This is a genomic window from Jeotgalibacillus terrae (assembly GCF_016908195.1).
Taxonomy (GTDB): Bacteria; Bacillota; Bacilli; order Bacillales; family Jeotgalibacillaceae; genus Jeotgalibacillus; species Jeotgalibacillus terrae.
The window spans coordinates 1-13,052 of sequence record NZ_JAFBDK010000036.1 but is presented as its reverse complement, the minus strand read 5'-3'; the positions used below and the strand labels follow the sequence as shown (position 1 = coordinate 13,052).

At 42.9% G+C, this 13,052-nt stretch carries 9 protein-coding genes; 5 read left to right on the top strand and 4 right to left on the bottom strand.

Annotation, left to right across the window (positions count from 1 at the left end):
* The first annotated feature begins 139 nt into the window (after nt 1–139).
* Complete coding sequence (locus JOD21_RS18935; RefSeq protein WP_204731054.1) at nt 140–433, top strand: hypothetical protein; 294 nt, start codon at nt 140–142, stop codon at nt 431–433.
* Nucleotides 434–667: 234 nt separating this feature from the next.
* Here JOD21_RS18935 and JOD21_RS18930 read toward each other — a convergent pair whose 3' ends face one another.
* From JOD21_RS18930 to rlmH, 3 genes are all read right to left on the bottom strand, one after another.
* The gene (locus JOD21_RS18930; RefSeq protein WP_204731053.1) at nt 668–2,149 is read right to left on the bottom strand and encodes a restriction endonuclease subunit S domain-containing protein; all 1,482 of its coding nucleotides are present in this window, start codon (nt 2,147–2,149) and stop codon (nt 668–670) included.
* A complete protein-coding gene (locus JOD21_RS18925) occupies nt 2,142–3,938 on the bottom strand; it encodes an N-6 DNA methylase (RefSeq protein ID WP_204731052.1) in 1,797 nt (598 codons plus the stop codon). Before JOD21_RS18925 ends, JOD21_RS18930 begins: the two co-directional genes overlap by 8 nt.
* A gap of 949 nt (nt 3,939–4,887) precedes the next feature.
* On the bottom strand, nt 4,888–5,367 hold the full coding sequence (gene rlmH / locus JOD21_RS18920) for a 23S rRNA (pseudouridine(1915)-N(3))-methyltransferase RlmH (RefSeq protein ID WP_204731051.1): 480 nt from the start codon (nt 5,365–5,367) through the stop codon (nt 4,888–4,890).
* 138 nt (nt 5,368–5,505) lie between these two features.
* On the opposite strand from rlmH, the gene JOD21_RS18915 reads away from it, so the two are divergent.
* The gene (locus JOD21_RS18915) at nt 5,506–6,921 is read left to right on the top strand and encodes an RQC-minor-2 family DNA-binding protein (protein WP_204731050.1); all 1,416 of its coding nucleotides are present in this window, start codon (nt 5,506–5,508) and stop codon (nt 6,919–6,921) included.
* Nucleotides 6,922–7,120: 199 nt separating this feature from the next.
* Here JOD21_RS18915 and JOD21_RS18910 read toward each other — a convergent pair whose 3' ends face one another.
* Nucleotides 7,121–7,984 (bottom strand): DegV family protein, encoded by an 864-nt coding sequence (locus JOD21_RS18910; RefSeq protein WP_204731049.1) that lies wholly within the window; start codon nt 7,982–7,984, stop codon nt 7,121–7,123.
* A gap of 67 nt (nt 7,985–8,051) precedes the next feature.
* Here JOD21_RS18910 and JOD21_RS18905 point away from each other — a divergent pair, with 67 nt between their 5' ends.
* The 3 genes from JOD21_RS18905 to JOD21_RS18895 all read left to right on the top strand — a co-directional run bounded on the left by JOD21_RS18905 (nt 8,052) and on the right by JOD21_RS18895 (nt 12,803).
* On the top strand, nt 8,052–9,212 hold the full coding sequence (locus JOD21_RS18905) for a saccharopine dehydrogenase family protein (protein ID WP_338032936.1): 1,161 nt from the start codon (nt 8,052–8,054) through the stop codon (nt 9,210–9,212).
* Nucleotides 9,213–9,479: 267 nt separating this feature from the next.
* Entirely contained in the window at nt 9,480–10,916 is a 1,437-nt protein-coding gene (locus JOD21_RS18900; protein ID WP_204731048.1) for a DASH family cryptochrome, read from the top strand.
* A gap of 252 nt (nt 10,917–11,168) precedes the next feature.
* Nucleotides 11,169–12,803: an L-lactate permease gene (locus tag JOD21_RS18895; RefSeq protein WP_204731047.1), complete on the top strand. Its 1,635-nt coding sequence runs from the start codon at nt 11,169–11,171 to the stop codon at nt 12,801–12,803.
* Nucleotides 12,804–13,052 lie beyond the last annotated feature (249 nt).

Sequence of the window (13,052 nt, the reverse complement as noted above, 5' to 3'; positions counted from 1 at the left end):
AGCTTAAGCTTCAAATGAAAGATTAAAAAATATCGATTTTAGAGAACAGGCGCTTTATTGGCTTTTTTAAAAAGAGCAATTATGAAATCGATTCATCTTTATAAAAATAAACACATTTAGTATAAAGGAGTAAATAAAAATGAATAAACCTACTTGGAATTTAACAAAAAATCTAATTAAAGAACTTTCACCATATAATATTTCTTATTTTGAAACAACAGACTTAAATGGAATAAACAAGGTTTATTTTAAAGTAAATAAACCTTGTTTTCGAAACCACATGTTTTTAATTAATTTAAAAACTTTTGAAGAAGAATATAACAATTATTGCATTTTTGAAATACTATATGAATACATAAACACATATAAAAATTGTGATCCTGTTGAAATTGAAAATTTATTTCCCCGTCTAATATACTGTACCTCTAAATAGTTTTTACATTAAGATTTCAATATTATTAGTCGCAGTTAAAAAATTTTCAAAATATTTCCAAAAATAAAGATACATACACCGTATATAATGTGTTTTAGCTTAAAGTTTATATTATGCTGTTCTTTCTTGTAACAGATTACTCACCTCAGAAGATATCTAATAATATATTTGTTTTATTAAAATAAAAAAATAAATCGTTCTTATAAAACAAGAACGATTTATTTTAAAAAATATTTAATTATTTTTTTCGGTGGCTTTAACTGCCAATTCATTAATGGACTGTCTAGCTAATATTCGAGACTCAATAGTCGTCTTAATAATCTTTGAAATTGCTCTTCTGGTCTCTTCACTTTTTGGTATAGGAATAATAACCTCATCTAACCTGTTTCCAATGGTATCAATAACATCTCTTGTAAATTGTTTTGTTCTAATTTGTCTTTTTACAATATAAGAGTTTAAAAGACCCAATAATAAATACGGATCTAAATATTCCTTGTCCAGGCTTCTTATTTTATAAAGGCCTCCACAAAATAATGACTTATCATCAAAATTTGTGATCATACTAGAAGTACCAATTAAATAGGTCCCATCCCTAACAAGTAAAATATCCTCTGCTTGTACATCTTGCTTGGTTTTATATTCTTCGAATATTTCCTCAGAGATACCTTGCTTAGCATTATATTTAATCTCCCAATTTGAAAAATCTGAAGTCCTAAGAAATGGAATATCACCTGTTCCATAAGCCATTTTACCAATTTCATCACCCGTATAATAATCTATTAATTGATTTTTTTTAAGATCACCTAATGAAATTAAAGTACACATCTCCTCTAAATTAGACAGCTCTTCATCAATTGTAGGATCATAATATCTTGGTATATATATATTGTTCACTATATCTTTAGAAGATATAGTGAAATTATTAAAACCTCCAAATTCCAAGGTCACAGTATCTGAAGTAGCTAGCTCAGTTATCTGCTCTAAAGAAAGAGCTGAATATTCTTCCATCGCTTTCATGTCTCCTGTAAGGAGTATATTCTCTATTATTCTCGGGCAATGTTTAATAAACGCTTTCCCAGCAACTCTTGAATTAATTGAGTCTCTGGCAGACTCAACCAACTGCTTTCTTAATTCGATTGATTTTGGAATTGGTATAATAATTTCATTAAAACGTTGTCCAATAGTATCAATTATATCGGCCGTAAATTGAACTGCTCTTATTTGCTGTTGAACAATTTCTGAATTTAATAATAAAAAGAATAGTTCTGGCTCAAGCTCATGTACCATTTTTATTCTAATTTTTATTATATGCGATTGATAAACTAATTCCTTATCAATTTTAGATATAAAACAATTATGTCCTATTAAGTAAGTCCCATCACGGACCAAAAGGATATCACCCTCGCGTACATCTTGTTTCTCGGCATATTCCTCATAGATCTCCCTTGATACCCCTTGCTTGGGAATAGTCTTAATTTCCCAATTAGAAATATCAGAAGTTCTAACAAATGGAATGTTACCCGTACCATAGGCATGTTTACCAATTTCATCCCCAGTCGAGTGTTCAATAATACCCTTTTTAACCAATTCACCTATTGATATACAATCATGGGTTTCTTTTAAGTTTTCTAACTCTTTTTTTATTTCAGGATCATAATATTTCGGTATGAATATACCATTTCTTATATCTTTTGAATTTATCCAGTAATTAATCATGGCTATTCTTCCTATGGAACATTTCTGCAACCTTTGGAATATCGTCTAAAAGTATTTGTTCACCATTCTCGTTTATTCTTATAGTAGGATTACCTCTACTATCATGACCACACCATTTCACATCACTCATAAAGATTGAGTAATCTTCTGGTATAGCTTCGGATTTTTCACAAATTACGACACATGTTTTTGCATGGGTATGAGGTTGAAAAAGATCTTCCGGTAATGCAACGATAGCTAGGATCTTAGTACGTTTAGTTAAATAATCTACTACATATCTATACTTTGGCATTCCAAATATACTTTCCAACAGTACAATACCTAATTTCCCACCAGGGGTCAGCAAATCTAAACACCTTTCGATGAAAAGAATTTGTGGAGCTTGTTTATCTTGCAACTTTCCTTTTTCAAACTCTCCCTCTTTATCTTGCTTCCATGAATATCCTAGTTCATATTTATTAAGGATATCTTCTGAGTCAATTGCTAATTTTTTCCCAAAAGGAGGGTTTGTCAAAACTACATCAAAACCTCCAAAACTAATCTCATTTTTTGTATCATATGACCAATTTTTTTTGCTTTCTAAACTATTTTCACAATAAACTCCACCACGCCCGTCTCCTAATATAGCCATATACGCCTTAGCAACTTTACTCAAAAAGTTATCCTTATCAATACCTCTAAAATTTCTTATGGCTACCTTTTGTTTTTCTGCAAATATTTCATGTTCTGGCCACCCATATTCTTTCCCTTGCTCATCTACTTTATTCCAAACATATCTTAATCCTTCTACTAAAAACCCACCACTTCCACAAGCTGGATCAATTATTTTATCATCTACTCCGGGATCGACCATTTCAATTATCATTTTTACTACATTTCTGGGAGTGAAGAATTGTCCTTGTCCACCTTTTAAGGATGGGCCAATAAATATTTCAAAAGCTTCGGCAACTGCGTCTCTCTCACTGTCTACTAAACAATAATTTTGTAACTCCCCTACAACATATGTAAGAGACTCGTCATCTAATACTATTGAGTCAGCAACTTCTATAACATCATCATATTGTTTTTTAACCTTATCAAATAATTTAACAATTCTTTCTTTTACTTTAGAACTGCTTTCATCAATTCCTGCTCTAAAAGTTACAATATCGGTTGATTTAGTAAATCTTTCATCATAAATTTTACAGAAAATTAGGTTTATTAACTGTTGTGCGAATACTTCATCTCTTGTTATTCCAACTGCATTGGCTGCCAAATAATTTCGGATAGCTTTAAAAACGCTTTTTAAGTTATTGGCGGGTTTTAAATCACTACGTTTAAAATGCCCTATATCTTCTATTCTTTGATCATATCTTGGAATATTAGGAATCTCATTGAAATGAATTTGGCCGTCTTTCTCACTTTTAAGTAAAAATAATCGGTTTTCTCCATTAAACCATACTCCCAACCGCGCTTTTGAAAACCGTAAGTAATCTTCTAACTGTCCTCTACCATCTTTTCTAGATTTCTTCTTACACTCTACAATTATGTGTGTTTCTTCTTCTAACCTTTCTTTTGAAGTAAACACAGCTATATCAACAGGATATTCTTTTTTCACATCTGATGGTCTGACTTTCACACGCCACTGCGGACGAGTTTGAATCTGATTTACAGGGTATCCATAATCTTCGACTAGAGATTTCGAAAAAACTTGAACTGCTTCTCTTTCTTCAGGTGTATCTTTAACTTGCTTGCCAGAAATATAATCTATTAAATATCCTTCTTTAATCTCTGTTTTTTCAACTTTCATTTATTGAACCCCTCTAATTCTTTTATATTATTATAACATTTTAATATATTGGCCCAAACCAAGTTTTATCAACTATATGTCTATTTAAAAATATTATGTACAAAAAAGTCATAGTTAATTGTTTCAAAAATATTAAAATAAGGGTACTATAAGATCTAGCACCTCAGAGCATTTCTTTAAAATTTTATAGCCTTTATGCTTTACCCATTTACCTGTGGTAGCTCATTGATGGATACATTTGTATATTTGACCTACTATTTTCTATATTCTAATCATAATAATCGTTTAAAATTCAGCTATACCTTCTTTTTTAACCACCTATGATATTGTTCCTCTTCTTTTCGTAATAGTCATCACCAATTTTTTTAACCCAAAACCAATACTGACACAATAACAACAAAAGCTCCATTATATTTTGCACAATAATAGAAGAACTACCTTCTTTAATGCTGGTTTTTAAGCCCACGTTAATCTTCAACAGAGCTAATAGTGATTTTTTAGTATTTTATTTACTTTTCCATACTTATTTTAACTATAAAACCAACAAAACAAGATATTATGCATAGCCCATATCTCATTTCATTTTCTATATATTTTACCACATAAAGAATCCTAATTAGAATTTTTTATAAAAGAAAGATTAAAACTACCTTAAGTATTTTCAACTCCTAACTGAAAATATTCTTATTTAATATTTCAAGTTAATTCAATAAATTTCATTTTATTATTTATGACTTTTTTTATATTCAAGTTTATCTTTAAAGCATTAAAAACGAATCATTATCTTATTTGTTTCATGATTAACAACATTCTTTAAAATCCCTTATATTCCCACACTAAAAAAAACGTTTATATAAATTGAGAGGAAAGTATATTTTTTAGATATAGCATAAATAAAATTAAATTTTTTAAGAGAAGTGCCTGCTTGCTTAATTCAATATTAATTATATTATTTATGATATGGTTCATTTCTATTGATTCTGTAAGCCCTATAAACCTGCTCCACCAAAACCAATTTCATCAACTGATGCGGAAACGTCATCTTCGAAAATGACAGTCCGAAATCACTTCTCTTCAATACTTCATCACTGAGTCCAAGTGATCCCCCAATGACAAAAGCAATTTTACTTTTTCCATAGGTCGCGAGCTTGTCTATTTCTTTTGCCAGCTGCTCTGATGTGAGCTGTTTGCCGTTGATTTCGAGTGTGATGACGTGGGTGTCTGGTGCGATTTTTGAGAGAATACGCTCGCCTTCTTTCTGCTTGACGATTTGCATGTCGGCGTCGCTCAGGTTCTCGGGTGCTTTTTCGTCTGGGACTTCGATTTCTTCGATGTTGCAGTAGGCGCCGAGGCGTTTTACGTATTCGGCGATGCCTTGTTTGAGGTATTTTTCTTTGAGTTTGCCGACTGTGATGATTTGTATTTTCATAATGGTCCTCCGGGTGTTGTGATGGTATTAGTTTAACATGAATGGGCTGCACTGGAACTTCCGAGACTATCCAAATTAGAGTCCTTCGGGTTACGGCTATATAATGAGGTGAGGGGTTAGAAGTTAGGAGTGTTTTACATGATACCAGGGGTCCAGATAGAGCCTTATGATAAATTATTGTTTATGCCTGTGGGGCGGCGGTATGGGAATATCCGCTCGATTGGGCATAAGGAGGAGCGTGCGGTGCTGTCGCGTCTGCAGCAGGCGGTTCATCGTGCGCTGCCGCAGTTTTCCTATAGAGAGCTTCAGGATATTAAAGAGTTTTTGAATGCGGATTGCTGGCGGATGCCGGTTCCGGTGACGCGTGAGGAGGAGCTGTATCCGCAGCTAGTCCGGCCGGAGATGTTTTTATGGCAGGAGCATTCCGGTCAGCGCGGGCTTCCGATTGATGAGAGTTATTTTTACGGGAAGATCTACAGCCGGCTGTCAGCTGAGGGGCTGCATTATCACGTGTCGTATGTGCTGAAGGATTATGCGTTCTGTGCAAAGCTGCACCGGATGAAGCGTGAATACTGGCTTGATCAGATCTATGATGCGTACAGCCGCCATCCTTTTATCCAGCTTGCCAAAGAGAAGAATCATATTGTGGAAGCTGTTGAGAGGATGAACCGGTCTTCTCTTTTAGGCGTGCTGAAGTTTCCTGAGGATATCGCGTACTGGCGGCATCGCGTGGAGATTGTGATGCGGCCTTACCGTGATGTTCCGGATGCATGGCGTTGGGAGATGTGTACGCATGAGAAGGAGCTTACTGTAAATGGTGAGGCGCTTGTGTGCACGTGTCCAGTTTGTGAGTACGCTGTGACGTATCACGTTGAGGAAGAGCGCATTGAGCTGCGTGAAGAGCCGATTATGGAGCGCACGGTGAAGCGGATCGCGACGATTGAACGCCAGCTGAATGAGATCGGTGCGCAGAGTATGAATGTGGTGGAGACGCTGCGTGACGTGCAGACGCTGAAGTGGAAGCTGGATGCTTTCAGCGGGAGGCTTGAACGGCTGGTTGAGATGAAGGCAGAGCTCGAGGTGGAAGCGCCTGAGATTGTCGGGTGCTATGAGCAGCTGAAGGCAGTCCGGATGCCGGATGAACGCGTGGAGCCGGTGCTGATGAGTCTGTCTGAAGTCGTCTTGCCTGATACGAAGGTGTTGAAGGCGGTGCGGGACTGGCAGACGCTCGAGGTGTCTGACGCGCTGCTTGATGAGCTTATGCTTGAATGGACAGCACTGCTTGAGGCGAACCAGCCGAAGCCGGATGATGTGCTGGTGGAAGTTGAAGGCTTTCAGGTAACGCGCGCTGAAGCAGAGCAGGTGGAGGCTTTTTTGGATGAAACCGAGCTGACACTGTCGCTGCATTTACTTGCGCAGATGTTGATGGGTGAACCGACTAATAAGGTGCGGACGCTCAGGCTGCATGAAACAGCTGTTTTTGGCATGCTGTCTGAATGGCCGGAGAAGTATGCGGTGCGCGCTGTGAAGAAGCTTTTTAAAGAGAAGATTTGAGATAGATGACGCCCGGGAAGTGGTTCCCGGGCGTTTTTTAGTGGTGTACGGAGGATAGGTCATTGTACCCGAAGTGTCGAACAGCACGGGTTGAACGTCGAACATGACGGGTTAAAGCGCGAACACCGCATCACATACGCCGAACACTGCACCGCCTGCAGCGAACAACCCGCCACCAACGCCGAACAACAACGACCCTTTATTTCTCCACAAAAAACATCGAAATCCCGCCAGGCCCAACATGGGTCCCGACAGCAACACCCATCTGCATAATATGGATCTCACCGGCAAAGCCGGTTTCTTCCTGCATTTTCACCTTCAGAGTCTCAGCAATGGCCGGATCTGACGTATAGCCGATAATGACAAATTCCGTCTGCTCAGCGTCATTGCGCTTTTTGAATTCCTCTACATAATGCTTGAGCACTCTTTTACGGCCGCGTTCTTTTGCGACAACGGCACCCTTACCGTCCTTCATCGTCATGACAGGCTTTAGCATAAGGAACTTTCCAATCATCGCGCTCGCATTGGAGATCCGCCCGCTTTTAATCAGGTGGTTCAGGTCATCAACTGACAAAAAGTGCTTCACGTTTGCTTTATACTGCTCATTAAAGCCGACGATTTCTTCAAATGTAGCACCTCTTTCGCGAAGCAGCGCACTTTTGATCAAAAGCCAGCCGCTTCCGTGACTCATGCATTTAGAATCAATGACGTGAATATGCACGGGTGATGTGGGATTCGCTTCATAGAAGTAATCCTTCGCGAGTTCAGCTGACTGATAGGAACCGCTCGTGCCGCTCGACATACAGATACACAGAATATGCGTATGACCGGATGCAACCGCGTCTTCCATAATCGCCAGGTACTCAGCAGGACTTGGTGCGCCGGTTGTCGGAAATTCCTTCAGGTCCTCAAGCATGCTGTAAAAGGTATCCGGATCCAGCTCAACTTTATCTTTATAAGAGTTGCCGTCAATATTAATCTTCAGCGGCGCTGTGCTGATGTCGTACTTTTCAAGTATCTCCCGCGACAGATCACACGTTGAATCGGCCATTATTTTAATCATACGTACCTCCAGTAAATTCTTGATGTTCCTTTATTGTAAGCCATTACAAAGTGTAAAAGTAATTTAGTTGTGTATTTCAACTATCTTTGTGACGGCTTTGAAAAGGAAATCATTTCAACACACTGCTATACTTGTGAACAACGAACCAGCAGAAAGGATGAAGACGATGACGAAATGGATGATCTACGGTGCAAACGGCTACACAGGAGAGCTCATTGCGCGCCAGGCAGTGCATGACGGCATGACACCAGTGCTTGCCGGACGCAACCGGGAAGCCATCACTAAGCTTGCAGAGGAACTTGGATTTGAATCGCGTGTTTTTTCACTTGATGACCCTGACACAGTCGTAGAGAACCTGAAAGACATGGAGCTTGTCCTCCACTGCGCAGGCCCCTTTTCAAAGACAAGCCGGCAGATGGTTGAGGGCTGTCTCACTGCAGGCACGCACTACCTCGATATCACCGGTGAAATCGGCGTGTTTGAAATGATTCACGACGTGGGCATGTCAAAGCGCGCGTCTGATAAGGGGATTGTGCTCTGCCCTGGCGTCGGATTCGATGTGATCCCAACAGACTGCACCGCGCATAAGCTGAAGGAGCTCATGCCAAACGCAACGGAACTCGCACTCGGCTTTTCCTTCCTTGCAGGCATGTCCCCCGGCACGACCAAAACGATGGTCGAGGGCCTATCGGGCGGGAGCGCTCAACGCAAAGACGGCCGGATCGTACCATTTCCGATGGGTTCTAAAAAGCGCACATTGGACTTCGGCAAAGGACAGGAAACTGCAACCGCCATTCCATGGGGCGACGTCTCAACAGCGTACTACACGACAAAGATTCCAAATATCACAACCTGGATCCCGCTATCTGAGCGCCAGATCCGCGGCGCGCGTGCCATGTCGCTTTTCGCACCCGTACTCGGGACAAAGCCTGTTCAGAAGCAGCTGTTAAAATGGGTCGACCGCTCCGTCAAAGGACCGGACGAGCGTGCACGGGAGAACGCCCCGTCTTATATCGTCGGTGAAGCAAAAGCAGCTGACGGCCGGACGATCACGGTGCGGCTGAAAACGACGAATGCCTACACGCTGACTGCACTTGGGTCACTCGAAGTCGTGCGCCGCATGCTCGGTCGCGATCTGCCTTCAGGAAGCTTCACGCCGGCCGGGCTTTTTGGCTCGGGGCTGGTGGAGTCGCTTGAGGGATCGGGTGAGTTTGAGGTAGTGGAATAGAAATTTTGAAGCCCGGGGTTTGGGATCCCGGGCTTTTTTGTGGTGAAGGGAGGTGGGTCTTTGTGCCTTATTTCCGGAACCAGGGGTGAAATGTCCGGAACGTCCGTGATAATCTCCTGAACACACGGGGTTATTTTCGGAACACCACGTGCAATCTCCTGAACACCGCCGGTAATGTCCTGAACCACCAAACCCACCCAAACTTCCACCCACCCCCCCTATTCTTTTACAATATCCCTAACACATTGACCAAAAGGAGCGAATTCAATGGACATTGCAGCTGTCTGGTTCAGAAACGATTTGCGTACAATCGATCACCAGCCGCTCAGGCGTGCGGTGGCAAGCGGTCTGCCGGTTGTTGGTGTATATGTATTTGACCCGGAAGAGATGCGCGAGACTGCTTATGGTTTCAAAAAGATGGAGAAGTACCGTGCGGCCTTTATCATGGAGAGTCTTGAGGACCTGCGCAGCGAACTGAACAAAATGGATATCCCGCTGATGGTGCGGACCGGGGACCCTGCGGAAGTGTTCGGCGCGTTAAATGAACAGTACTTTGTGAAATGTCTGTACCTGCATGAAGAAATCGGCAGCGAGGAGCAAGCCGCTGAGCGCAGCGTACGGCAGGCGCTTCAGGCAAAAGTATCGATTGATCACGGGCACAACCTGTATGACCCAGTGGACTTACCGTTTGATTCCTACAGCGTGCCGGATACTTTTTCCCAGTTCAGAAAGCGGATCGAGAAGAACGATGTGCTGATGCGGCCACCCCTTTCAAAACCTTCTGCCGCCGCTAAAAGGGTGGAGATTGATGAAGAAGAGATTCCTTCTTTATCATCACTCGGGTTCGATGAATTGGATGCCCCGCTCCTTTTCCACGGTGGCATGACAGAAGGGCTGAAGCGGATCGAACACTATTTTTTCAAGTCAGATCAGCTTCGCATTTATAAGGAAACGCGTAACGGCATGCTAAAAGAAGATGACTCATCTAAGCTCTCTCCCTGGCTTGCTCGCGGCTGCCTTTCGCCGCAGATGGTGATGGAGGAAGTGCGGCGCTATGAGGATGAGCGTGTGAAAAACAGCTCGACATATTGGCTCTATTTTGAGTTGCTCTGGCGCGATTATTTCCACTTGGTGCACAGGCGTTACGGAGATGATTTGTTTGCGGCATCCGGCCTGCGCGACCGGACGCCGCCGTGGGACCGTGATGAGACGTTGGAATCGGCATGGATGAACGGCAAGACCGGGTATCCGCTGGTTGATGCTGCGATGCGGGAGCTTGCCCAGACCGGGTTTATGTCCAACCGCGCAAGGCAGAATGTCGCAGGCTTTCTGACGAAAAACCTCGGCCTCGACTGGCGGATTGGCGCGGCGTGGTTCGAGTCGCTGCTGATTGATTATGATGTCGCGAGTAATTACGGTAATTGGCTGTATCAGGCAGGCGTCGGCAATGATGCGGTTCAGTTCAGGGCGTTCAACGTGGTGAAGCAGGCACGGGATTATGATCCTGAGGGGTTGTATTTACGCACATGGCTGCCCGAGCTTCGTAAAGTACCGGGAGCAAAGATCTTTGCTCCTTATGAGATGACATATGAGGGCCAGCAGGCGGCAGGCGTGGTGATCGGACGGCATTATCCGGCGCCGGTTGTTGATTTGTTTGAGTCAGTGGAGCGGAATAAGGTGCGGTTTTTGGATATGATGAAGTGATGTCTTTTGGATGAGTCTTTGTACCTGAAGTGTCGAACATGTGCAGCTGAACGTTGAACATGGCTGGTTGGAACGTGAACCAGCCATGTTTCGCATTGAACCCACCCCCCTGAAACGCGAACACACAGGGTTTTTCGCCGAACCCGCATTCCTTTCAACATATATTTGTGAAATATTTCACAAATACCTCATTCATCCTACATAAAACCTGCTATACTTAACGTATCTTATAACCCGATAAGGATGATCCTAATGACTTTATTACAGATGCTGACTGCTTTAACCCCTGTTTTAGCTGTGTTTTTGTTTCTTGTCATTTTAAGACTTCCTGCAACAAAAGCGATGCCGATCAGTCTGGCGATGACGGCGCTGCTGGCGTTTTTCGTGTGGCATGTAACGGTGATTCAGCTTTCTGCAGCTGTGATTGAGGGCCTGATTATCGCCGTCTCTATTTTATGGATTGTGTTTGGTGCGATCCTTCTTCTTAACACGTTGAAAAAGAGTGGGGCGCTGGATTCAATCCGGAATGGTTTTACGCAGATCACTGCTGACCGGCGCGTGCAGTTGATTATTATTGCGTGGCTGTTTGGCTCATTTATCGAGGGGGCTGCAGGCTTTGGGACACCGGCTGCGATTGCCGCGCCGCTGCTTGTAGCACTTGGATTCCCTCCTCTGGCTGCTGTGGCGCTTGCACTGATTGCGGATAGTTCTGCTGTGTCATTCGGTGCGGTTGGGACACCTATTATTGTCGGTGTAAATCAGGGTCTGAATGAAGGCAGTGCGCTCGCACCCGTTGTGCAGGAAGAGCTTGGCGGGGCAGCTATCGGTCCTTATCTGCAGGAGGTTGCAAGCACCGCTGTCTTTATTGATCTCTTTATCGGATCGTTTATTCCACTTATGTTAGTGATCATGCTGACACGCTTTTTCGGTGAGAACCGTTCATGGAAAGAAGGCTTTCAGATCGCACCGTTTGCGATCTTTGCAGGACTTGCATTTACCGTACCAGCCTTTACTGTCGCCACACTGCTCGGACCTGAATTTCCTTCTATTGTCGGAGGACTGATCGGATTAATGATTGTGGTTCCAGCGGCGAAAAAAGGGTTCCTTTTACCGGAAAAAGTGTGGGATTTTGCTGAGGCTGATCAGGTGAAAGCTGAAGCAGTGACCGGGGGTGCAATGCCGCTCTGGAAAGCGTGGCTGCCTTATCTGATCGTCACCTCACTGCTCGTGTTGACACGCATCGACGCCCTCCCGCTAAAAGGATGGCTGCGTGAAGTACAGGTCGGCTTGCGCAACATTTTAGGCACTGACATCACCACATTTTTCGAACCATTCTACCTGCCTGGTACAGTCTTTTTAGTAGCGGTACTGTTAACTGCACTGCTCCACCGCATGCACGTGAAGGCTGTCGGCAGTGTTTTTAGTCAGTCTGTGAAAACGATGGCCGGGACTGCGATTGCGCTTGGAACAGCTGTGCCGATGGTCCGGATTTTCATTAATTCCGGTGTAAATAGCGCAGATCTGCTGAGTATGCCGCTTGAACTCGCTGACTTCGTCTCAGCCGCTGCAGGTACGAACTGGCCGCTCGTAGCCCCGGTCATCGGCGCGCTCGGCTCATTTATCTCAGGCAGCGCAACGTTCAGCAGTATGATGTTCTCATTGTTTCAGTTCAGCGTAGCCGATCAGATCGGGGCTGACCCCCAGATCGTCCTCGCGCTTCAGGTGCTTGGTGCAAATGCCGGAAATATGATTTGCGTATTAAATGTAGTGGCTGCTGCATCAGTTGTGAATCTAACAGGAAAAGAAGGCACGATCATCCGGATGACGCTTGTGCCGATGATGTTTTATGTGGTGATGGCCGGCGTAATCGGGTTTATCCTTTTATAGATGGAGAGCTGTCCGGCTGGTTCGGACAGCTTTTTTAAATGGGTTATTGTACCCAATTTTCGGAACCAGGAGTAAAATGTCCGGAACAACCAGAAAAATTTTGGGAACCACTGAATTAATTTCATGAACTACCCCAATAATCTCCGGAACACTGGTAAGCGTCAAACGAACCACACCTTCTGTTGTCTAGCCTTCCGTGACAAAATGAAGGAAATCAAATATGTAACCAACGTGTTCAATCAAGCTACG

Coding starts and splice junctions, on each gene's coding strand:
- JOD21_RS18935 (WP_204731054.1), top strand. CDS start 140: ATGAATAAACCTACTTGGAATTTAACAAAAAATCTAATTAAAGAACTT.
- JOD21_RS18930 (WP_204731053.1), bottom strand. CDS start 2,149: ATGATTAATTACTGGATAAATTCAAAAGATATAAGAAATGGTATATTC.
- JOD21_RS18925 (WP_204731052.1), bottom strand. CDS start 3,938: ATGAAAGTTGAAAAAACAGAGATTAAAGAAGGATATTTAATAGATTAT.
- rlmH (WP_204731051.1), bottom strand. CDS start 5,367: ATGAAAATACAAATCATCACAGTCGGCAAACTCAAAGAAAAATACCTC.
- JOD21_RS18915 (WP_204731050.1), top strand. CDS start 5,506: ATGATACCAGGGGTCCAGATAGAGCCTTATGATAAATTATTGTTTATG.
- JOD21_RS18910 (WP_204731049.1), bottom strand. CDS start 7,984: ATGATTAAAATAATGGCCGATTCAACGTGTGATCTGTCGCGGGAGATA.
- JOD21_RS18900 (WP_204731048.1), top strand. CDS start 9,480: ATGGACATTGCAGCTGTCTGGTTCAGAAACGATTTGCGTACAATCGAT.
- JOD21_RS18895 (WP_204731047.1), top strand. CDS start 11,169: ATGACTTTATTACAGATGCTGACTGCTTTAACCCCTGTTTTAGCTGTG.